The 23,287-nt window shown below is 43.3% G+C and carries 18 protein-coding genes, 2 tRNA genes and 1 pseudogene; 4 read left to right on the top strand and 17 right to left on the bottom strand.

Features of this window, described 5'->3' with window-relative positions:
- The 8 genes from IKB69_RS04555 to IKB69_RS04520 all read right to left on the bottom strand — a co-directional run.
- On the bottom strand, positions 1-677 hold a 677-nt coding region (locus IKB69_RS04555), incomplete at its 3' end, for a hypothetical protein (protein ID WP_290946550.1).
- A complete protein-coding gene (locus tag IKB69_RS04550) occupies positions 674-2,440 on the bottom strand; it encodes a hypothetical protein (RefSeq protein WP_290946548.1) in 1,767 nt (588 codons plus the stop codon). The genes IKB69_RS04550 and IKB69_RS04555, both read right to left, overlap by 4 nt.
- A gap of 11 nt (positions 2,441-2,451) precedes the next feature.
- Positions 2,452-3,717, bottom strand: coding sequence for a glycosyltransferase 87 family protein (locus IKB69_RS04545; protein WP_290946544.1), 1,266 nt, complete (start codon positions 3,715-3,717; stop codon positions 2,452-2,454).
- 2 nt (positions 3,718-3,719) lie between these two features.
- Entirely contained in the window at positions 3,720-5,609 is a 1,890-nt protein-coding gene (locus IKB69_RS04540; protein WP_290946541.1) for a glycosyltransferase family 39 protein, read from the bottom strand.
- Between the two features lies 1 nt (position 5,610).
- The gene (locus IKB69_RS04535; protein ID WP_290946538.1) at positions 5,611-6,525 is read right to left on the bottom strand and encodes a UbiA prenyltransferase family protein; all 915 of its coding nucleotides are present in this window, start codon (positions 6,523-6,525) and stop codon (positions 5,611-5,613) included.
- Positions 6,526-6,676: 151 nt separating this feature from the next.
- Positions 6,677-8,542: an excinuclease ABC subunit UvrC gene (uvrC, locus tag IKB69_RS04530; protein ID WP_290946535.1), complete on the bottom strand. Its 1,866-nt coding sequence runs from the start codon at positions 8,540-8,542 to the stop codon at positions 6,677-6,679.
- 15 nt (positions 8,543-8,557) lie between these two features.
- Complete coding sequence (locus IKB69_RS04525) at positions 8,558-9,277, bottom strand: hypothetical protein (RefSeq protein ID WP_290946533.1); 720 nt, start codon at positions 9,275-9,277, stop codon at positions 8,558-8,560.
- Positions 9,278-9,338: 61 nt separating this feature from the next.
- A complete protein-coding gene (locus IKB69_RS04520) occupies positions 9,339-10,703 on the bottom strand; it encodes an adenosylmethionine--8-amino-7-oxononanoate transaminase (RefSeq protein WP_290946531.1) in 1,365 nt (454 codons plus the stop codon).
- A 63-nt stretch (positions 10,704-10,766) separates the two neighbouring features.
- Here IKB69_RS04520 and IKB69_RS04515 point away from each other — a divergent pair, with 63 nt between their 5' ends.
- A complete protein-coding gene (locus tag IKB69_RS04515; protein WP_290946527.1) occupies positions 10,767-12,122 on the top strand; it encodes an aminotransferase class I/II-fold pyridoxal phosphate-dependent enzyme in 1,356 nt (451 codons plus the stop codon).
- Positions 12,103-13,650, top strand: a complete 1,548-nt coding sequence (locus IKB69_RS04510) for a pimeloyl-ACP methyl esterase BioG family protein (RefSeq protein WP_290946524.1) — start codon at positions 12,103-12,105, stop codon at positions 13,648-13,650. Before IKB69_RS04515 ends, IKB69_RS04510 begins: the two co-directional genes overlap by 20 nt.
- Here the strand turns inward: IKB69_RS04510 and gltX are convergent.
- On the bottom strand, positions 13,647-15,059 hold the full coding sequence (gltX, locus tag IKB69_RS04505; protein WP_290946522.1) for a glutamate--tRNA ligase: 1,413 nt from the start codon (positions 15,057-15,059) through the stop codon (positions 13,647-13,649). The two genes, IKB69_RS04510 and gltX, sit on opposite strands and share 4 nt — an antisense overlap.
- Positions 15,060-15,143: 84 nt before the next feature.
- Between gltX and IKB69_RS04500 the strand changes: the two genes are divergently transcribed.
- On the top strand, positions 15,144-15,758 hold the full coding sequence (locus tag IKB69_RS04500) for a trimeric intracellular cation channel family protein (protein WP_290946520.1): 615 nt from the start codon (positions 15,144-15,146) through the stop codon (positions 15,756-15,758).
- Positions 15,759-15,783: 25 nt separating this feature from the next.
- On the top strand, positions 15,784-16,623 hold the full coding sequence (locus IKB69_RS04495; protein ID WP_290946517.1) for a 3'-5' exonuclease: 840 nt from the start codon (positions 15,784-15,786) through the stop codon (positions 16,621-16,623).
- Here IKB69_RS04495 and tilS read toward each other — a convergent pair.
- From tilS to IKB69_RS04455, 8 genes and pseudogenes are all read right to left on the bottom strand, one after another.
- A complete protein-coding gene (tilS, locus tag IKB69_RS04490; RefSeq protein ID WP_290946514.1) occupies positions 16,604-17,692 on the bottom strand; it encodes a tRNA lysidine(34) synthetase TilS in 1,089 nt (362 codons plus the stop codon). The genes IKB69_RS04495 and tilS overlap by 20 nt on opposite strands.
- Before the next feature lie 77 nt (positions 17,693-17,769).
- A tRNA-Leu gene (locus IKB69_RS04485) sits at positions 17,770-17,856 on the bottom strand.
- A 4-nt stretch (positions 17,857-17,860) separates the two neighbouring features.
- A tRNA-Leu gene (locus tag IKB69_RS04480) sits at positions 17,861-17,945 on the bottom strand.
- Positions 17,946-17,968: 23 nt separating this feature from the next.
- Positions 17,969-18,334, bottom strand: a complete 366-nt coding sequence (locus IKB69_RS04475; protein ID WP_290946512.1) for a F0F1 ATP synthase subunit C — start codon at positions 18,332-18,334, stop codon at positions 17,969-17,971.
- A 109-nt stretch (positions 18,335-18,443) separates the two neighbouring features.
- Positions 18,444-20,495, bottom strand: a complete 2,052-nt coding sequence (locus tag IKB69_RS04470) for a polyribonucleotide nucleotidyltransferase (protein WP_290946509.1) — start codon at positions 20,493-20,495, stop codon at positions 18,444-18,446.
- The gene (locus IKB69_RS04465) at positions 20,495-21,190 is read right to left on the bottom strand and encodes a phosphoribosyltransferase (protein ID WP_290946507.1); all 696 of its coding nucleotides are present in this window, start codon (positions 21,188-21,190) and stop codon (positions 20,495-20,497) included. Before IKB69_RS04465 ends, IKB69_RS04470 begins: the two co-directional genes overlap by 1 nt.
- A gap of 260 nt (positions 21,191-21,450) precedes the next feature.
- A pseudogene (locus tag IKB69_RS04460) lies at positions 21,451-22,056 on the bottom strand (1-acylglycerol-3-phosphate O-acyltransferase); the annotation flags it as partial.
- Positions 22,046-23,287, bottom strand: coding sequence for a hypothetical protein (locus IKB69_RS04455; RefSeq protein WP_290946504.1), 1,242 nt, complete (start codon positions 23,285-23,287; stop codon positions 22,046-22,048). The gene IKB69_RS04455 and the pseudogene IKB69_RS04460, both read right to left, overlap by 11 nt.

Raw genomic sequence — 23,287 nt, 5'->3', positions numbered from 1 at the left:
CCCCCCTTAGAAGTTTTAGCGCGCGCACTGCTTGGGCTAGCAAACACCCAAAGCTTTTGTAGTGGATAGGAGAAGAGTGGCACGCTTAGTGCGATAAATGCGCTTATAAGATAGTAGGAGAATGCTAACAACGAGCCAAGATAGGTGATAACTTGGGCGTAGATGGCAATAAGTGCTAGCAGGACAAGGTAGCGCGGTAGCATTGTGCTGTGATTAGGATAGGCGCGGAATGCTAGGCGCATTTGCGCAAAATAGCCAAAGATAAAGCTTGTTAGAGAGCCTAGTAAAGTAGCTAGGAGGGTTTGGGTCGGCACTTCGGTTTGGCTGGAGTTTGGCTTTGTGTGATCAATCGTAGATTCTGCTACCTGTGAGTTGGCTATATTTTGGGAGTTTTTCTCAAAAATATTAGAATTATGTGCGTACTCATTTAGAGTTGTAGCGACACTAGAATCCGCTTTTTCATCGTCGTTGCGAGCTATTGCGCTAGCAGTGGTGTGGTAATCCATAAATTTCGCGCTAGCAAAAATGGTGGTGCTAGAATCCATATGCCCTAGGACAAGTGTTGAAACATTTGCCACGCAATAAAACACTCCACTTGCAAGCACACCTACCACACAATAGCGCAAAAATACTGTATATCTTGCAAGTAGGTTTAGTAAGGCTTGGGTGGTTCTCATAGGGGTTTTATGCTCCAATAGATTTCGCCTAGGCTATTTGGCACTACAAAGAGTGGTGCAGGGGGGTTCTCCTTGCTATCAAGCCTAGTGAAAGGGATTTTTGCAGATTCTAGCTTGTGTAAGAATGAATGTTCCCAGCCATTTGAATAGATGTAGAGTTTGTGTTCTTGGGTGTGAGTTTTGGCAGAATCTAGGCGTGCTATAGTGGCTTGCTTATAATGTGAGCCGTGCTTGTAAAACTGCTTTGCATAAGTGGCGAAATTTATCGTAATTGTTGTTAGCAGGGCTATTCGTAGCAGGCTACCTAGGGGGCTTTTGCATAGATAGTAGCTAATGCCTAGCACAAGGAGCGGTAGGAAATACATTTGTGGCACATAGCGCGCCCACCATGATTCTGGATTGATAAGAAAGCTCCCTGCGACTAAAAGTAAAAGCCCTAGAGTCTCCTTGTGCCTAAAGCCTTGGCGGAAAAGCACAAGCATAAGCGCACTAAGTAGCACCGCTCCGCTAAAGTACGCCCCAAACCCAGCGATACGCGTATCGACATTTGGGGCTTCATCGTGGAAGCGTGAAAAGGGAGCTTTAAGCTGTGGTGTGCATTGTGCGGTACAGTTTTGTGTGCGCGAGAAGAGTGAGTAGAGAAACTTAGTGCCAGAGTTTAGCTCATCAAACATCTTCGGTTGCTGTCCTATGATAATATCAATTTTTTCTTGACCTAAAAGTGGGTAGCCAAAATGCTTGCCTGAAGCTAGATTGGTAAGGAGTGGATTAGCATTGCAAGCAAGGATGAGAGAGCCTGTGATAAGCCCTAGCACGATAAGGGGCTTAGACTCTTTTAAGGGGTAAAACCAGAGTAGATACGCTAAATAGCCTAGCCCGATAAAGCCCGCATATGCTATGCCTGTAAGCTTAATGCTAGCCATCGCTAGTAGCGCGCCTGCTAGAAGAAAAGAGCGCGCAAGTAGAGCTTGGGATAAAGCTTTTGTCTCATTCGAATTAGAATCCATTAGTTTTCGGCGGTAGAACTCTCTATCAACAATGGCACAAAATGCCACCAAAAGCGCGCAAGAAAGTAGTCCATCGACATAATAAGTGGCAATTTGCACGCCCACCACAGGCGAAAAGCTCGCAAAAAGGCTAATGATAGTAGCAGGTAGCGGACTGATAAATTTGGCTAGCACAGAGATGCTATACAAAAACGCCCCAAATGCAGCGATGAAGTTTAGTGCCTTGCCTAGCTCGATGGTATCAAGGCTACTAGGAGCAATAGAAGCAAGCGCACTAACAATAGAGCTAGCGACTATTTCGCTAAATTTGAAATAGTGTTCTACCCAGATTTCGTGGCTTAGGTATGGGAGCAAGGACTCTATATCTGCCATTTTCTGCCATACTGGATTCCAGCCATTTGTAAGGTATAAAATCCCTATTTGGTGATAGGCTCTCCCATCCCAAGAGTAGTCATAGAGTAGGGCACTAAGTATGAGAGAGAGACTAAAGCCGCCTAGCACGGCTGCCCCACCCCCTAGAAGAATTTCCCTACTTTTTGCCAAAAATAGCGGGGTAAGACTTATAGTAAAGGCAAGTGGTAAATGCAACGGCGTGATAGGGATATAGAGTAAAAACCCAAGACTTGCTAGCATAAAAAGTGTGCATAAAAATCCCAGAAACACGCAAGCTATGATAAAGGTAAATCTAGCACAATAGAATCTAGCAAAGCTAGATTCTAAGGCTTGCAGTAGAGCTATGGTGCGGTGCAGTAGCATTAAATCCCCTGTTAGATTTTAGCTTTGTGGGTAGCTAGCTCTTGCGCGCACGGAGCAAGAGCAGGTAAAACACAAGCGCAAATCCCATACACATAGCGATGCAAAATGGTACCCCCATATTCATAGCCCAGTGGGTTTCTTGCATTGTGTATTGCCCCCCCCCCATTCAATAATTGCATAGTTGCTTGACTTAGAGAATCGATATAGGGCTTAAGCTTTTGCCCACGATAGATAAAGAGCATTAGAGCTAGAAGTGCTAGTATGGGTGTGCTTATGATCTTGTAGGAGTTCTTTGCGATAAGCAAGGCAAGTAAGAGCATATAGCTATCATAGCCTAGATGTGGTAGGCTAAAGAGTGAGAGCACGACACTCGCGCTAATAATTGCACTCTCACTTGGTCTATATACATAGACAATCCACACAAAGCTTGCATAAATTGCTAGAGTTATAAGACTTATGGGGCTTATGGGATTGTGAAAGAGCTTTTGTGAGAGCGAGAAGAGATCGCTTGGACCACCCAAGGCAGTGCCACTAGCATAGTGGGCAGCATTGACTTGGCTTAGTAGGTGTAGGGTGTCTATAGGATTTGTGTGGGTTTGCAAGCTAAAAGCGCATACTGCTAGAGCCACTAGCGCGCCTGCTGCTATGACTTTTCTCCTATATCCTGCTAGGAAAAATCCAAGCAGAAGTGGTAGTCCGAAAGAATGCTTAATGCACACAAAGGCTAGGGCGATACTTAGGATAATGGGTTTATGGCGGAAGCAATAGGCTAGTGCTATGAAAAAGCCTATCATAATCGCGCTTTGCGCATTGCCAATGACATTGCCAAAGCAGTAGCCAAACACAGCTAGAACCCCAGCTCCATAGACAAAGGCGCGATTTACTCCATAGTGTGCAAAGAGAAAAATCGTCCCACAAAATAAAATGATATTACAGAGTGCAAAGGCGATCTTTGCCTCCCCCCACTCTAGCAGGGCAAAGGGGAACATCACATAATACATCAAAGGCATATAGTTTGGACCATTTGCTAGGAATACATCGCCATTAAGATAGGCGATATATGGGTTCAAGGCTTGCTCAAACTCCCCTAAGCCAAAGAGCTGCTTTGTAGGATACCACTGCATATCCAGTGAAGCCCACTCTCCAAGTGTTGCCGCGCCAAAGCTGATATAAGCAGCGCGCGCGATAATGAGTGCAAAAAGCACAAAAGTAGTCTTGGGGTATCGCTTGATAAGGGCGTTGATTGTGCTTAGAAAATTTGCTAGGTGCTTAGACATTGCTACTCCTTTGGTGTTGGGGTTAGGATATTGCTATGCTGCTCATCAGTATTGGCAAAGATGATGAAATGCTCGCTTTTGGCTACTTGCTTGTAGGGGTATTGCCCGCTAAAGAGCTTTTCTAACACTTCTTTGGTCTGCTCATCTGTATGGGCGCGCTCCTCATAGCTTGATAGCCACCAATTTTGGCTTAAGATGATGAAGTCTTTAGGGATAAATGGCAGGGAGTGGGGCTTCTTGCTCCACTCCTCATAGACAAAGCTATCAGCATTTGGCAGACCAAAGATTTGATAGATCTGGGTGGGTTTTAGTCCAAGTGATAGGTAGTAGAAATTGACATTATCGCTAAAAATGGTGGCATTTGGATCAGTAACAAAAGGGCGTGCAAGATCAGTAAGCTCCTGTGCTAGCGCACGCGCAGAATCTGGAGAAATGGGATATTTGGTAAAGACTTGGTTGTAAGTGTTAGACATAAATCCCCCTAGAATCTGTAGCGTAAATAAGAGTGATAGAGTAGCGGTTTGATAGAGTTGCTTTCTTTTTGCATAGTGCTGCCCCCCCCCCTTAGAAGTTTTAGCGACAATTAGAGCAAGTGGGATAAATAATACGCAACCAAGCATCATTGTGCTAAAGTAGTAGGCTTCCCACGCTTTATTGACAAAAAAGAGCAGGTAGATGAGAGAGACTAGGAAGCCAGCAGCAATGGGCGCGAAGGGGAGTGGGATTGAGACTTGGTTGGTGGATTCGGCTTTGCGCGATAAATCGTGGATTGCTTCGCGCGTGCTGCGGTTACATACGCCAAGTATGCGCTCTTGCACACGCTCGCAAAGCCCCGATTTCTCATCGCAAATCCTAGAATCCTTTGCTTGCTCGATCGCACTTTGGGTGTTGCTTTCAAAAGTTGTAAAATCCTGCTGCCTAGCTGCGTTTGTAGAATTGCTACTTTGTAGAGTTTGGGCATTGTCGCTAGAATCCCTAAAAATGCGCACAGCTCCAAGCCACAGCAAATAGCAGCATAGAGCAAGCAGTGCGATAAATACAACTATCTCAAAATAGTAGTAATCAATCATAGCAAGCTTATCACTTAATGACACTTGTGTATATGCGCCGTGATTAGTGGCATTAGAGTTCATATTGCCAGCAAACATTGCATACCACGCATTAAAACCCCTTGGGTGCAGGAGGTAGGGATTAGTAGCAATCCAAATGGCAAAGATTCCAAATGTCGCTACGATCGCACGCTTTATACTAGGGATTATGCCTTGAGTGCGCATACACATAAAGATATAGGCATACACCATAGGGATAAAGAGAATCGCCTGAAACTTCGCCACACCCATACCTAGCCCAAGAGCTATCCACGCAAGCGTGTAGTGCTTGCCAAAGCTAAAATTATCACGCAAGAGATAATACGCACACGCTAGCACAAAAAATGCTTGAAACACATCAGGCTTGTAAATATAGCCTTGGTGCCAGAATCCACTCATAGCTACAAATATTCCTATAATAAGCATAGAATCTAGTGCGCTAAGATAGGTTCTAGCTATGCGATAGAGTAGCCAGATATTTGCTATGCTAAAAAGTGCGTTTAGCACGCGCGGGGCGTAGATTTGCAAGGAGTAGTTCTCTGTGATGATAAAGGGCAGGGCAGCAAGGAGATTTAGCATATAGTAGAAAAAGCCGTAGTTATAAAACTCAAAGGCGAAGAACTGCTTGATATTAAGTGTGGTAAGCCCTTGATACATTTTTTGCAGTTGCAAAAATTGGGGCATAGCATCGCCATTAGTAAGAGCTAGAAACTCTACATCCATATATCGCCACCCCATAAAACAAAACACGCCAAGGCATATAACCATAAGAGTATAAAGTGCTAGATTTTCTGCGTTTCTCATATTACCTCCAAAATCCAATGATGATAAAGCTTGCCAACCACGCTAGGATTACAAGCTGCAAGAAGCGATCGTGCAAGAGAATCTTAGAGGGGCTAGAAGACTTCTGTAAAACAAAGGTGATTTGCATATAGCGAAAAATGCCTAGCAAGACAAAGATAGCAGTTAGGTAGAGGTTATGTGTATGGAGTCGCTCATTAACTGACTCATCAATGCTATAAAAGATATATGCCACCATCACAAGTGAGGCGGAAATCCCCATAGTAATATCCAAGAACACGCGATTGTAGCCATCGATATTGTTGCGCGCTTTAATGCCAGATTCTAGCAGAAGTATATCATCGCGCCTTTTGGCAAGAGCCAAAAACACTGCCAGCAAAAAGGTTGTAATCACAATCCAATGCGAAAGTCCAATGGCAATTACCAAAGCCCCTACCCAAAGTCTTAGCACAAAGCCACTAGCTATACAAAATACATCAACAATAGCAATATGCTTAAGGTAAAGACAATAGGCTAAATTTAAGACAATGTAAATAATTATGGGTGCATAGAGACTAAGTAGCGCACTTGCCTCCAAGTCTTTGCCCATAATCATATATGCCCCCCCCCCTAAGAGTATAAGAGCTATGCCAAAGATGTAGGCTAGCAAAGGCGAGATCATACCACTTGCCACAGGGCGGTTCGCCTTGCTAGGGTGTAGGGCGTCAAACTTGGCATCAAGGCAATCATTTATGGCATAAATGCCACTAGCAATCAAGCAAAATCCGCAAAATGCCACAAGTAAATCAAGCGCGACTTCACCTAAATTATACTGCCCAAAGCCAAAGAATGCTGGCGCGAAGATGAATAGATTTTTACTATATTGATGCGGACGCATTAGCGTGATAAAGGCGTGGGCTTTGGATAGTGCTAGGGACATAAATACTCTTTAAGAGAGACTAGATTAGTGGTGTATTGTAGAGGAAAGTTGCTTAAACCCCGCTTCCTTGAATCTTGCTTTTATCTTGCTAAGGCTTGTGTTATGGCGCAGAATTGCTTGTGCGCTTAAGGTTTGCACCTTTGGATAGAATCTAGCTATGTTGAATCCTATGAGATTTGATTAGGACTAAGATTTCTTGCTTGCTTTTGTCTTTGATAGCTTCATAACTGCCACTAAAGGCTAGCGCTCGTGCAATTTGCGCATCGCTTAATCCTTTGGCTTTTAGGGCATTGTTTTGGGTTAGGGAGAGCTTTTTACTATGGCGATGATAGCCTATGGCGTATTTATGCACGCTGTCGCGTAGTTTTTGTAAAAATTGCAACCGCTTATCACTAGAATCTAACTTAAGAGCCTTTGTGCTAGTGTAGATAGTATCTCGAGCCCCACCTTTAGCGCGGTAAGCCTTGGCGTCGCGCTTTTCTTTGGCGATGGCAATTACATCAATGGATATTCCGCTAGATTCTAAGATCTCTCTAGCAATGGCAATTTGCGCCCTACCTCCATCAAGTAGCCATAAATCTGGCGGACTAGCTTTGTCAAAGCTTAGGGCTCGGCGGGTGAGCATCTCTCGCATTTGTCCGTATTCATCGCTTGCTTGTAGCTTGTATCGGCGGTAGTAATCCTTGCTAAATGCGCCATTTTCATAAACGATCATTCCACCCACGCAGTCTCTCCCGCTATGGTGGCTTGTGTCAAAAACTTCGATTTTACTAGGTAAATGTTCTAGCGCGAGCAAGCTTTGTAGCTCATGTAGTAGCGCTAGCTCACTAGCTTGCGCGTTTGTGTGTTGTTGCAAAAGCAAGGTGGCATTGTCTTGTATGATGGGGAGAAATTTGGCGTATTTGCCCTTATCAAGCGGACGCAAAGGGATTTTCCTGCCTTGCGTGCGCATTAGGACTTCTTGCAAAGCGTACTTTTGCTCATCGCTAAAGCACTCTGGCAGGACTATGGACTCTGGGGGGATGGGGAGCTTGCTAGCATAACGATTGAGCAGGGCTTGGGTGTAGATTGCACTTGGGTCGTAGTCCTTGCCAATGCGCACAATCTCGTGGGAGAAAGACACAACCCTTCCTTCACGCACAAAAAGCCAAAGAAATATGGCAGAGCTAGCAGGCTCGTTATCCAAAAAAGGTGCGTAGAAGTAGGCTATATCTAAATCTATATCCTTAGCCAAATCTAGCACACAAAGCTCCCGTAAATATGAGAGCTTTTTAAGGCGATCGCGATAGGTAGCAGCTTCTTCAAATTGGAGATTTTGCGAGAAAACGAACATTTTTGCTTCAAGGAGTTTGATGAGCTTGTGCGGAGACTTTAGCACTTGCAGGGCAGAATCTACTATGTCTTTATAGGTTTCTTTGGAGACTTTATCTTCACAGGGGGCTAGACAGCGATTGATTTGGTAAAACAAACACGCACGATTCTTGCTAATACAGCTTGGAGCACGCTGCACAAGCATAAATAGCTCTAGCAAGGAGCTTAGAATCTCCCTACAGCCATTAGGATAGGGACCAAAGTAGCGCGTGGTTTTGCTAGATTTGACTTGGCGCGTGATAAATGGTACAGGGTATGCCAGTCCCATATCAAAGGCGATGTAAGGGTAGGTCTTATCATCACGCAAGAGCACATTATATTTTGGTTTTAACTGCTTGATGAAAGAGTTTTCTAATATAAGAGCATCACTTTCGCAATCCACCACTAAACTCTCAATGCGTGCGATTTGGCGAACCATAAGTGCTATGCGCGGGCTAAGGTTGGGACTTGGGATGGGGGTGTTTAGGGATTTGGTTTGGGTGAGCGAGAAGTAGCTTCTCACGCGGTTTTTAAGGATCTTTGCCTTGCCTACATATAAAATCTTACCACTTGAGTCATAGTATTGATAAACTCCGGGCTTATTAGGTAGGGTGCTAAGTGTGTGGGCAAGTGTGGGTGCAGAGTGTGTGGGGGTGGATTCTAGCATAGAATTGGTGCGGGGCTACTGCACGCTGTCGCTCTTTGGTCTTTGCTCTTTTACGCTTACATTTGTGATTTTAGCAATGCCTAGTAAGTAAAAGACAAAGCTTAGTATTGTAGAGACAAGTGTTAGAGCAAAAATCAGTAATGATACATAGACAAGAGAAGAGTTTATCACAAGAGTATCTATTTGAGACATATACGATGATTCTTGTGCCAATGCTTCTTTAAAAATGCTTATCATAAGAGACAGATCAATTGCCATAAGCATCATAACAATCCCGATGACACTAAGGAAAAATGAGCCAATGTAGAATTTAAAGGCTATCATAAATTGCCTAAGATTTGTAAGCGCACTAAACTCTGTGCAGATTTTCCAAAATAGCCATATTACTAGCAAAATATCGATGATATACACCACGCCAACGACACCTATGAAGAATGCTTCCACTTCACCTTGCGTGGCAACTACGATTATCATTGCCAGCACCAGCATAAACCCAAGAGTGATTAAAACCATAAACATATGACTTTGAAATAGAGAAGAATTGGTAAGCTTTGAGAATTTATACACGCCAATGAAATACCACACAGTAGCTACTAGCATTGCCACTGAAGCAATAAGCCCGACAACAGGCACAACACTTAGCAAATAGCAAATAAATAGAGTAACAAGCGAGCGAAACATCGCATTTTTAGCAGCTTGAAGTTCTTGAGAGGCTTCTAGATGGATCACTTTCATAAACACTCCTTAGCAAATATCCGGAGAATAAGGCGCGATTGTAGCACAATCTTACGCATACTCATGTAAATTTATTAGGATCGCGTAGAATCTCCTTAAGCATTTGAACTACAAAGTGCGCTTGCTCTATGGTAATGATATATGGGGGCATAAAGTAGATTGTATTTCCAAGTGGGCGGAGCAATAAGCCTCTTTGTAGCGCTTGCTTAACTACCATTAATCCAGCACGTGCCCTGCTAGAATCTAAATCAAAGGCGAAAATCATTCCGCAATGTCGCAAGTTTTTGACTATCGTTAATTCTTCTAGCTCTTGCCATTTGGCAAAAATAGTCAGCGATAGGGAGCGATTTTTTTCAATGATATTTTGCGTGGCAAATATATCTAGCACAGCATTTGCAGCCGCACAAGCTAGGGCATTGCCCGTGTAGCTATGCGAGTGTAAAAATGCCTTATTGCTCTCATAAGGTGCATAAAAAGCTTGATAAATCTCATCACTTGTAACAACAACACTCAAAGGTAGATACCCCCCGCTAATGCCCTTTGATAAGCATAATAAATCTGGCACGACACCACACTGCTCTAGGGCAAACATACTCCCACTGCGCCCAAAGCCCACGGCAATTTCATCAAAGATTATGAGGATTCCATAGTTCTTACATAGCTCGCAAGCTTTTTTGATGAAAGCTTTTGGATAGATATGCATAGCGCCTGCGCATTGAATTATTGGCTCAATGATAAAGGCGCAAATCTCTTCCCCATAGCACGCTAAGATAGATTCTAGTGTGCTCAGCTCTTGCTCATAGTAGCTCTCATCATCGATATCTGCTGGAGTATATGTACTCACTTTATCAAGGATATTTGGCACAGGCGTACTAAGACAGGAGAGCAAAATTGGCTCATAAGTTTGCTTATATAGCCCCAAATCCCCCACACTTAGCGCAGCGATGGTTTCGCCGTGGTAGGCATTACTAAGAGCTAGAAACTTACTACGCAGTGGGGCTTTCGCGCTTGCGCTTGAGATGTTGCGATGATAGTGAAAGCTCATTTTTAGAGCGATTTCAATGGCAGAAGAGCCATTATCTGCATAAAAGCATTTGCTAAGCGTGCTTGGAAGCAAAGCGCAGAGTCGTTGCGATAGATCGATAATGGGCTTATGGCTAAAGCCAGCTAGTAAAATATGCTCTAGCTCATTGAGCTGGTTTGTGATAGCGGCGTTTATCGTGGGGTTGCAATGTCCAAAGAGATTAACCCACCAGCTACTGATGCAGTCGATGTAGGCATTATCATCAAAATCATATAAATACACTCCCTTGGCAGATTTTATAGGGATTATAGAGAAGCTTTCGTGATCTTTCATCTGCGTGCAAGGATGCCAAATATGAGCAAGATCACGCGAAAAAAGATCATAGTTTGATAGTTTTGGCATCAGAATCCTTATGGTGAAGTTATGTTTCTAGGCTATAATCCACACTTTTAATGTGGAGATATTATGCCCAAAAATCTTACCAAAAGTTTAGCTAAGAATCCTGCCTTACGCAATCTTATCGCCCAAGCAGGAAGCATCACCCAAACACTTGCTAGAGACAACAATCTACGATCCCTTACAGATTATGCACATTTGGGGGATTTTCTCATTAAAAATGGTGTGCCTTTGCTAAATCTAGCGAGCAATGATTATCTAGGGCTAGCGGGGCTTTCACACTCTATTATTTCACCACATTTACCTAGCGATAGGCTTGATACCAATTATCTGCTTATGCGCGATCAAGAAGCCAAAGCTCTTGTGGCTAGGTTTTGGGAGTTTGTTAAGTTCCACGCTATAGATGTGAGGGATTTATCGCTTGGCTCTGGGGCTTCACGCTTGCTTAGTGGGGGATATCCTGTGTGGGAGAGCTTTGAGGCGGTTTTGCAACAATACTTTGCCCCAAAGCGCGCACTACTCTTTAATAGTGGCTATCATTGCAATATCTCCTGTCTTTGTGCGCTTGGGCGGCTCGACGGGGTTGGGATTTTGATTGATGAATACGCGCACGCAAGTATGTTTGATGGACTTCTGCAAGCAAAAGCTATGAACAAAAGCCTATGGTGGAAGCGATTTAAACATAATGATATGACACATTTGCAAGAGTTGCTAGAATCTAACTCCGCGCGTTTTAGGCATATTATCATTGTTAGTGAGGGGGTGTTTAGTATGGATGGGGATTTATGCGATTTATCTGGGATTATCGCGCTAAAAAATCGCTACAACGCTCTGCTATATCTTGATGAAGCACATAGTATTGGTGTTGTGGGTGATGATGGGCTAGGACTTGCTAAGAGTCTTGGGCTTAGTGATGAGGTGGAGTTTTTGGTTTTTACTTTTGGTAAGGCTTTGGGGAGCGTGGGGGCTTGTATGCTCTGTGCTAAGGAGCTAAAAGAGCTATTTACTAACACCGCGCGCGGGCTTATCTACTCTACGGCTTTACCACCTCTTAATATAGCATTTAGCTTTTTTGCTTTTTGTGAGCTTGGGAACCTAGGCGCGCAAAGAGCGCACTTGCATAGTATAAGCAAGCAGGCAAAGCATAAGCTAGAATCTATCATTGTAGAATCCAAAAGTGCAGAGGTAGATTCTAGTCCTTATATTTTGGGAGATTTGCACATTATCTCACTTGTTTTAGGAGCAAATAAGAAGGCATTAGAGTGTCAGGACTTCCTAGAATCTTACGGTATATTTGCTAGGGCAATTAAATCTCCTACAATTCCTAGTGGCACAGCTAGAATCCGCTTTAGCCTAAATGCTAGCCATAGCACGCTAGATCCACTATATGAAGCATTGGAGTATTATGCAAATCGCATTTTCTAAACCATTTGACAAGAGTGCTACAACTTTACTGCTGTGCTTTAGTGGCTTTGCGACTAAGCCTAGATTTTTTGACCACTTGGTATGCGATATACCAGCGTGTAATGTCGCAATTTGCTATGATTATAGGGATTTGCCTACGATGGATTTGGCACTAACTTCTGCAATGTATTCACAGGTAGAATCTAGCAAGCAAATCTTAGACACTCTCCCATCTAGCTTGCAAGAGTTGCAAGAGTTAATTGATGCACATAGGCATTGTATTTTGGTGGCATTTTCTTTGGGTGTAGGCGTGGCTTCTAGGCTACTTGTAAGTATTGATCGTTTGGGGGCCTTTGGACTTTGTCTTGCCATTAATGGCACGCCTTTAGGGATCGATGCAAAATATGGGATACACCCTAGAATCTATGCGCGCACTTTGGAGTATTTTGATGTGCAGGAGTTTGCGCGCGCATTCTTTGGCGTAGATGATGTGGCAGAGATTAGAGAAGTCCTAAAATCGCGTGGGTTTAGTGATGATTTTAGGACTTTGTTTGGTAGCGCGCTAGAGTGCAAGGATGAGTTACTGGCATTGCAGCAGTTTTGCTTGAGTGTGCAACTACCTAAGCAGGCAGTGCACTTCACGCACGCTATCATAAGTAGTAAAGATCGTATATTTTCCCCTATGGTTGTAGAATCTAGCTTTTTGCAAACAAACACACAATGCCACCATATCGATGCACCTCACTATGTGTTTGGACAATTTACCAGCTGGTTAGAATTACTTGGAGCGTGTGCGTTTCAGGTAGATTCTAGGAGTGGGCTTGGATTCTGGGGGGCAAGGCAAAGCTATACCGAGAATACACCTATTCAAGCTGCTATGCGGCGTAAGCTTGTGCAGCTACTGCTTACGCACATAGGGGACAAGGAATTTGCTAGGGTATTTGAGTTTGGTGCTGGAGTAGGGGACTTTAGTGCGCTCTTGCAAGAAAATTTAGCCTATACGCATTTTGTCTGTAATGACATAAACAACCACGCAAGCATATTGCAAGCGCGCTTAAGTAAGCATACGCAGGTATTGACCTTTGATATGCACGATATAAAAAATCAACCTATTTTTGCGCAGCGATTTGATTTGATTGCTTCAAATGCGTGCTTGCAGTGGCTTAAAGCAAGAGAAGTGCTTGTAGATGTAGTAAGTATGCTAGCAGATGACGGCGTGCTTTTACTAGGGAGTTTTGGAGAAAAAAACTGCTATGAGATTAGAGAGCTGTTTGGCATAGGGCTAGAGTATATCAAGCTAGGGGACCTATGTGGGCTACTAGAGAACCTTGGGCTAGAGATTTTGCATAGTAGCAGTGAGATGATTGTGCTTGAGTGTGGGAGTGCATTTGGGGTATTTAGGCATTTTCGAGCAAGTGGTGTGGCACTGCATACACCTAAGCGAGTGTTAAACAAATCTAACCTACTAGCTTATGAGAAAAAATTTGGTGGGAATATCACTTATGAACCTATGTATGTTCTAGCAAGAAAGCAGCTAGAATCTAGCTAGCCAACATATTTGAGCAGTGTTCGTATGCGTTGAATGCTTTGTTCTTCTCCTAGGATCAGTAAGCTTTCGCACACTCCTATACCTCCTCCCTTGCCAAGTAAAGCTAGGCGCAGGGCTGGCATAAGCTTACCAATTTTTATGGATTTAGATTCTGCGTAGCTGTGCAAAAAGGATTCTAGGGATTCTGGGTTTGTAAAGTGCTGCTTAAACTTCGCTTTTTCTGTGGCTTTTTCAGTCAACTCTGCTAGTGCCTTAAGTGCGCTAGAATCTAGCTTTTGTAGCATTTTTTCATCATAAGTTTGTGGGGGGGTTTGGATTTCTTTAAGCTGGGAGGCAAATTCTAGGAGTGTTTTGCTCCTATCTTTTAGCGCGTTAAAAAGCAGGGATTTTATCGGCGCTTGATATGCTTCAAGCTTCGCGCCAAACTCTCGTAGTAAAGTATCTAATCTAGTGTCATCACAGGCTTTGATGTAGTGCTGATTAAGCCATAGGAATTTTTCTTGATTGTAGCGACTAGCAGAAGAGTTGATGTCTTTTGCATCAAAGAGTGCGCACATTTCTTGCAACGAGAATATTTCTTTATCTTCGTGGCTCCACCCAAGTCGCACGAGAAAATTTAGTAACGCTTCTGGCAAATACCCCATAAGCTTATAGTCCATAACGCCCATCGCACCATCACGCTTGCTAAGCTTCTTGCCTTCAGGATTTAGGATCATAGGGATATGATAAAACTTAGGGATAGGGAAGTTTAGTGCTTGATAGACGAGAATCTGCTTTGGTGTGTTGCTCGTGTGGTCATCGCCACGGATTACATCGCTAACGCCCATTAATGCATCATCAATAGCGACGACAAAGTTATAAGTTGGACTACCATCTGAGCGCAAAATGATAAAGTCGTCAAGTTCTTTTGCTTGCACACAGATTCTACCTTTCACCCCATCGTCAAAGGCTATTTCGCCATTTAGTGGGGCTTTTATGCGGATTACAGGGGTGCGATCGCTTGGGGGTGTGCCGGTAAAGTCTCGGTAGCGATTGTCATAGCGTGGTGTTATGCCTTGCGCGCGTTGGGAGTCTCGTAGCTGATCTAACTCCTCTTTACTCATATAGCAATAATACGCTTTCCCCTCTTCCACAAGCTTTTTGGCATAGCTAGCATAGAGGGGGAATCTCTCGCTTTGGTAGATGATTTCTCCATCACATTCTAGTCCTACCCACGCAAAAGATTCTAAAATTGCTTGCGCAGCATCCTTGGAGTTTCTAGCTAGGTCAGTATCTTCTATGCGTATGAGAAATTTACCTCCGTGTTTGCGCGCATAGAGATAGTTAAATAATGCTGTGCGCAAGCCCCCAATATGTAAATATCCTGTGGGTGATGGGGCAAAACGCGTAACAACAGCTTTCTTCTCCATTGACTCTCCTTGGTGTGTATTGGTGTATGTGGCGCGGATTTTAGCAAATTTTTGCTATATTTTGCGCTCTCAAGGAGTGTGTAAATGTTTTTGCTTGTGTTATATATTATAGGGATTACTGCAGAGGGTATGAGTGGTGCATTGATCGCTGGGCGGCATAAAATGGACCTAATTGGTGTGCTATTTATTGCCCTAGCCGCTGCTATTGGTGGTGGGTCAATCCGCGATATACTCTTTAATCACTATCCGCTTACTTGGGTAGCTCACCCAGAATACATTATCATCGTCTGCACGGCGGCATTGCTTACAACACTAATCCCAAGTGTAATTGCTCGGCTAGAGAAGTTGTTTTTAATGCTTGATGCTTTGGGGCTTGTGGCATTTGCGGTTATTGGTGCAGAGATTGCGCGCTCACAGGGCTATGGGGTTGTGCTTGTGGTAAGCTCTGGGGTGATTACTGCGGTGTTTGGTGGGGTGCTGCGTGATATATTTTGTGGGATTGTGCCACTGGTATTTCGTAAGGAGCTTTATGCAGGAGTGGCAATCCTTACTTCGCTTATTTACTACGGGCTAAGTGTGCTTGAGTGGGATTTACAAGTAGCAAGTATTGTGGCAGTTATTAGTGGGTTTATCGTTAGGATTCTAGCGATTTGGTATAAAATCTCTGTGCCGATTTTCTCCTATGGGGCAAAGGAGTAGGCTTGCGAACTCAAAGGAGTGTAAAATGATTTGTGTATTTGACATAGAGACAATTCCTGATATAAGGCAAATTGCTAAGGCGTATGGCATAAGTGGTAAAAGCCCTTTAGAGATCTGCCAATACGCATTTAATGCACAGCTAGAAAAGAGCGGTAGCACATTTTTACCACTTTATTGGCATAGGGTGATTGCGATTTCAAGTGTAGTGTGTGATGATTATGGAAAGTTTGTCAAGGTTGGGAGCTTTGGTAAAAGCGCGATAGAGACTCTTCAATACGACGAAGATAGTATTGATAGGCTTGAGCAATGCTTGATAGAAGAGTTTTTACAATTTTTAAATACCAAAGAGCCTAGACTTGTAAGTTTCAATGGTAGGGGATTTGATATGCCTGTGCTTTTACTAAAGGCTATGCGCTATAACTGCAGCGCATTTAAATTCTTTGAAGCGCATAATCACACACGCACAAAAAGCAAATGGGAAAACTATCGCGCGAGATATAGTGAGTATTGGCATACAGATTTACTAGAGTCTTTGGGGAATTTCGGCTCTACGCGTGCACTCACACTTGATGGTGTGTGTAAAATGCTTGGGATTGTGGGGAAATATGATGTCAGCGGGAGTGATGTATATGAGCTATTTTATGGGCAAAATGCTATTGATGTAATCAATAGCTACTGTCAAAGTGATGTGCTAAACACTTATTGGTTGTATTTGAAGTATGCGGTGTTAAAAGGGGAGCTTGGAGTAGCGGATTATGGCGTGGTGCTAGAAGATTTCGCTAGTAAGTTAGAATCTAGCGCGCCTTATGCAGAGGTGTTTAAAGAGCAAATTGTTTGTGAAATCGCTAGAATACAGGGTTCATAAAGGCATTGGTAATGCGCTCTTTGCACTGCTCTAGTGATAGAGATTCTTGCAGACTATAGGCATAAAAGCTTTTGCGCACTCGCTTGGGGATATGAAGCTTGCGTAGCTGGTCTTTTATAGATTTTGACAGAGTGATTGTGATGTGCTTAGCGACTATAAGGGTAATGGGGTAGTTGGTGTCAGGAAAATGTTCTATACAGAAGCGTATTTTCGCGCCATAAATCTCGCAAGAAAAGTTTGTGCGCATAATCTCTTCTCGCTGTTTGCGTGAGAGTACATAGCCTTGTATTTTTAGTGCAGTAGCGATGTGATGGATAGCTTGATATGGAGAAAAAGCATAGATACATATAATGGTCGTATTGTGGTGTATAGGAAGTGCTATGCCACCTTGATAGAGCGCGATTTTTTCTTCACTAAGGATCTTTAGACTTTGCCGCAAACCCTCGCCATAGCACTGGACTAACTCGGTGGCAAAATGCGCACGAATGAAATTGCGCTCATAGGATAGATTGATATTTGTGCTATCTGTGAAATATTTTATTCCCTTGTTTGTGCAGTAGTTTATAATGTCGTGTTTGTAGCACCAAAGTAATGGGCGGATAATGGGGTAGGGCATAGGATTTGGCAGGGCTTGTGTGGGCTGTGGATAGTGCCAAGAAATCTCATCAAACCCAAGTAGCCCAGCGATTCCGCTACCTTTGCCAAGTCGCAGTAGTAGCCACTCAATACGATCGTTAAAGTTATGTGCTAGCAGAAGTCCAGAGTAGTTGTGCGTGGCAATTAATGTGCTAAAAAACTCATAGCGAAATTCCCTAGCTCTGGCTTCAAAGTTGCTTGCAAAAATGGGGGCTTTGGTATGGAAACATTGTTTGTTATGGGTTTGGGCAAGTAATTTGGCGTAAGCTACTTCTTCTACACTTTGCGCTCGCACTCCATAATCCACAATGGCAATGTCAAAGGTGATTTTTTTATCAAGAAAGTAGAAAAATAGCGCGACAGAATCTGCTCCTCCGGAGAATCCAAGCAGAAACTTGCCATTGCGCAATATTGGGCTACATAATGGTCGCATAAGGGCTACTATAATCTTGTAAAGAAGTGGGAAAAATCATCGAGAAAGTGTCATAGTCCAAAAAGATAGGTCTAAAATGGTGCCGAAGGTCGGACTCGAACCGACACAAGGTCGCCCTTACTAGATTTTGAGTCTAGCGCGTCTACCAGTTTCACCACTTCGGCATAATGGTGCGCTGAGCGAGATTTGAACTCGCACGGGTCGCCCCGCCACCCCCTCAAGATGGTGTGTCTACCAATTCCACCACCAGCGCATCCCCGCTAAAAGCGGGAGGAACTAGCCCAAAAGAGCACTAAAAGCTTCAACAATCATTTTAGATTCTGGTAGGAATGGATTCCCATAGATTGCAATGATTGCGAAAACAAGTGTATAAATAACTTGTGCCTCAATAAGTGCTAGAGCGATAAACATCGTTCCAAGAAGTTTTCCACCGATGCCTGGGTTTCTTGCTGTTCCAGCGATTGTGGCAGCAGCAGCATTTCCCATACCAATAGCTCCACCAAGTGCAGTAATACCAAGACCGATAACACCACCAGCGACAGAAAGTGCAAGTAGAAGTGATAAATCGCTACCACTAAACACACTCTCACCAGCGAATGCAAGCGCCACAAAACCAAAACATAAAACAAGCAATGCTTTCATTGTTTCTCCTTAGAACGATTTAAATTTGCCACCTTTCGGATCTATCCCCTACTCGCGCAGTCAAATAGGAGCTGATTATGGCAAAAACTAGCTAAAAAAAAGCTAAAAACTAGCGTAGCACGAGCTCGATCTTACCCTTTGGATTCCCAGAAATAGCGCAAGAAACTCCTTGCCCTTCGTGGAAAAATTGTGCCAAAGGTTGCATATTTTGTGGAATCTTACTAATGTGTAACAATCCGTCATTTCCTTTGGGCAAGGAGATAAATACACCAAAATCCATAACTCTTTTAACAACACCTTCTACTTCTTCACCTAGCTCATATTGCGCACTAGGGGTGATAAGCTGTAAAATAAATTCTTTAGCATTGTGGAGATTTTGCGCAGAATTTGCGTGGATATAGATTCTTTCCTTCTCTCGCTCAATATCAATACTTACTTTAAATCGCTCGATGATATCTTTGATTACCCTGCCACCTTGCCCAATAATATCTGGGATTTTATGGCTGGGGAGAGAGAGGTATTCGCTTTTTGGGAGTAAATGTGTGTGAGGGGTAATGGCTTGTGCAGCTTGCTCCATTTGCTCTAAGATGTGGATTCTAGCACGCTTTGCTTGATGGAGTGCTTCACAGAGTATTGTTTGGCTAATACCCCCTAGCTTAATATCCATTTGCATTGCAGTAATGGTATCTTTAGTGCCTGCGATTTTAAAATCCATATCGCCATCGTGGTCTTCTAGTCCCATAATATCCGTAAGCACGGCGTATTGATCGCCATCGATCACAAGTCCCATCGCCACACCTGCTACAAGAGGATTTTCTAAACCGCATGCACGCAGTGCTAGTGAGCCGCCACACACGCTCGCCATAGAACTTGAACCATTAGATTCTAGGATTTCAGAGACTAGGCGGATTGTGTGCTTGCTGGGCGGAATGCTAGATTCTAGAGCTTTTTTGGCAAGATTGCCATGTCCTAGCTCTCTGCGCCCAACACCCCCCATCATACTTGTCTCTCCTACACTAAAACCGGGGAAATTATAATGGAACATAAAGCGATCTTTGTTTCCACCGCTAAAGTCTTCTTGCACTTGCGCATCACTCTCGCTCCCTAGTGTGCAAACTACAAGGGCTTGTGTCTGTCCCCTAGTGAAAAGTGCGCTAGAGTGCGCGCAAGGCAGGATATTTGTTTCTATGCTAATTGGACGCACATCTTCTAATCCTCTGCCATCAGCGCGTTTATGCTCTTGTAAAATCATCGTGCGCACTTGGTGCTTTTTATACAGCTCTAACATATCGCAAATAGATTCTAGCTTCCAAGCTGGGTTGCGCGAGTGGATTAATGTACCAAGGCTTTGTAGTTCGCTATTGCGCTCACTTTTGCTCATTTGCCTAATGGACTGCAAGATAGCATCGTGATAATGCGTAGCGATATGCTCATAGATATGTGGGTCGGAGTTTTCTTGGGCTAAGGGCAGAGGTTTTGGCGGTATTTTATGGGGGATAAGCTTTGTTTCATATTGCGCACAGTCTGCTTGGATTGTCTGCTTTGCAAGTGATATAGCAGTCATTAACTCATCTTCTGTTAGACTCTCATTACCCCCTTTCATCTCTATCATCAAAATATCCCCCCTGCTGCCAGATACATAGAGATCAAGGCTGGACTCTAGCATTGCTTGCTTGCTTGGATTGATGACAAAGTTTCCTTGGATTCTCCCTATGCGCGCGCTACTGACAGGCGGGATAAAATCTAGCGAACTAAGGAGAAGGGCATTTGCCGCGGCGTGTAGGGCGCATATCTGCAAATCGCTTATGCCATCATAGCTTAGTACAAGAATAGTGATCTGTGTGGGGTAGCGATAGTTTGCGGGAAAAAGTGGGCGCAAGGTGCGGTCGATAATGCGTGAAGTTAGGACTTCAAACTCACTAGGCTTACCCTCCCTTTTGATAAACCCACCTGGAATCTTGCGCACAGCATAGGACTTATGGATATACTGCACAACAAGTGGGAGAAAGTCATCATCTGTTGGATTTTCATCTACTACGACATTAGCAAGCAAGACATTATCACCAGAGTGATACCACACACTTCCGCACGCTTGCCTAGCGACATAATCAAGCTTATATTGCTCTGTAAGATTGGTTAGCGTTAGGCTAATTTGGTGCATTATGATCCTTTTTGCATAAGATTTGGTTTAGTGATATATCTACCCATAATATCTAGAATCTCTTGCTCACTCACAGGTGGCAGAGTTTTATAATAATGCTTGGTAGATACGAAGGATTTGGGCTTATAGACCGCTATTAGGGCATCGCTGGATTTTACTAGAATCTTAGCAATATCATAGGAGATAATAGGGCTTAAAACATAGATACTTTTTGCTTTTTTTTGGATACAGGTTTTAATGGCAAGATCCATAGTGATGCCCGTTTCTACTCCTTGGTCGATTAAAAAGACATTTTTAGATTCTAGCGGGCTAAGGGTAGTACCCTTGCGGTATTTGTAGATTCTAGGAAGTATGGTTTCTTCATAGACTCGTTTAGCTTCTCCATAGACATAATCAAGTGAAATATCAAATGAATCAATTAAAGGCTCATTGATGATTAGCTCCATATTTTCACTCACAGTTGCGATCTCGCACTCGCTATTAGCAGGAGCGATAATTGGCGCGCAAAAGAGCATATCCAGGCTAGAATCTAGTTTATTTGCCAGTCTATCAGCTAGAAATAATCCCGCAAAACTTGTGGATAGCACGATACTATTATCGTTTGCTAGATGATGATTTGCAAGCTCATCATAGAGTTTAATGAAAGCTTCTTCTCTATCCTCAAAGCGCACGAGATTTTTTTGATCATTTTTCATAGTGTGCCTTATGCTTGCTCTAGTGCGCGGTAGTGATGGGTATAGACTTCTTGCATACACTGCTGCAATTCTTCATACCACGATTCTAATGGCTCTGTGGAGTTTTTGCTCTGTGTGGATTTTGTGGGAGCAATAAAGTAGCTAGAGCTTGAGTCATAGATTGGCTGTAAGCCTTTGATTTTTTTTGCACCTGCTTTAACTCTAGCAAGGGAGCTTTCGTCGCGGTAGAATACCTGTTTGCTTGGGTGTTCATCGACATAAAATGGCTTAAGTAGCACCATTCTAGCAACATTACTTGTAGCTTCAATAGGAGAAGAATTGTAGATTCTACGCGTATTGATAAGCACGATGGGTTGGATTTTTAGTCGAAATTTTTCAGCGATGATTTTTGCTCCGGGCTTAAAGGACAAAAACCGCTCTTTGCCCTAGCTGCGTGTGCCTTCTGGAAAGATTATAATGGGACGATTTTGGGCAAGCTTTTGTTTGGTGGCTTTAAGTAGTGAAGCAAGCCCGCGTTTATCATCCCTATCTATAAGGATCATTTCTGGTCCTGTGAGAGCATAGCCATAGAATGGAATCTCTCCTAATTGTTTTTTAGCAATCCAGCAGATATTGCGCGGGTGATAGGCTTCAAGGCATAGGATATCGGCGACACTTTGGTGGTTCATAATGATTAAATCTGCTTCTTCATCAAAGTCACCAAGCTTTTCAAGCGTGATGCCCCCATAAGTGAAAAATCGATAGCAAGCCATTCGCGTGGATCTAGCATTGTTTTTCTTGCGATAGAAATAGATGAAGCAAATAATAATCGCAAGCCCAATTCCAACTAAAATAACTTCGTAGATACCTTTTAGTCTAGCTCGCATCTTCTTTCCTTATCCAACCTATAGCTTCTTTGGGTGTGATGATTTTGTAGTATTGCCCGTGCTCGCCTATGATTTTGATTTCCATAGAGCCACTAGTAGTCTCAAGCAGTGTAGAATTTTGCGTAGGGAGAATCCAAATTTGCGTTTGCGCGCTAATTGTGGCTGTTTTGGTGTAGAAAAGATGGTAGAGCAAATAGAGTGCCACAGCAACCCCAAGGACAAAAAACACCTTGCGCAAAGCTTTGGAGAAAAATGCCACAACAAAGCAACTAATGGCAACCCCGCCAATGAATAATGCCCAATACATTAAATAAGTATTTTTAGGTTTTAGATTTTCCTGTGTCGTTACACCATCGATCACTGGTGCGATAGGGATACGGATTTGTTCGAAGCGATTTGTCTGCGTGGAAAAGTATTCAAACAAGAGATTTTGCATATTTTTTGGTACAACTGCATAGAAGATCGCTTTAGATTCTAGGAGACTAAAGCTCGATCGTTCAATGCCCTGCTTGTCAATATTAGGGAGTTTGAAATCTTCCAAATTAGCGCGTTTTGCAATTAGCTCAAAGGCGATAAGATTGCTCTGCTCATCGTATTGCTTGGCTTTGTGGATTCCAAGCTGCATATACTCCCCGACAACTCCTGCATAGTTTTTGTTTTGGTATAAATCCGTGGCGTTAAGTGTGATTGGGTCGCTTGTAGCAACATCAATAAATGAACCATCGCGTGCAATTGCAGAGACTTCAAAAGCCGGTATTTTGGTGCTTTGGGCTTTGATTTTAAACAAATAAGTGATCTCATAGACTTTTTGTGATTTTTGTGTCGCGCTAGATTCTAGCTCTACTTCCTGCCACGCTTGGTTTGGGTTTTCTAGTGCAATAGCGTTGGTTGTTGTTTTTTCTTTAAAAGAGCTTTGGTTAAGTGAGGCGTTGTTAAAAAATATTACACGATAGGTGATAGGGATCCTTTGCCCCACATAAATGGTAGAGGCAAGAGTGGATTCTGGTGTGGTGTTTTGCAAGTGAAGAATCTGCTCTGTACTTTGATCTGGGCGGATAAAGACTTCTCCATTAGGCTCACTGGAGTCACTGAATGATTCAAGCAGACCATCGGAGCTTGGCGCATTGGATTGTGGATTTTGAACGGGCTCTGCAAGAGAAGTAGTAAATGCACCCAAAACAAGCATCACAAGCAAAGAAAGCGCAAATCTGGGCAAAACAAAGATGTGCAT

Source organism: Helicobacter sp. (genome assembly GCF_017502485.1).
In the GTDB taxonomy this organism is placed as follows: domain Bacteria; phylum Campylobacterota; class Campylobacteria; order Campylobacterales; family Helicobacteraceae; genus Helicobacter_B.
Note: the sequence above shows the minus strand (reverse complement) of the source record. Positions and strands in the feature narration are given on the sequence as shown.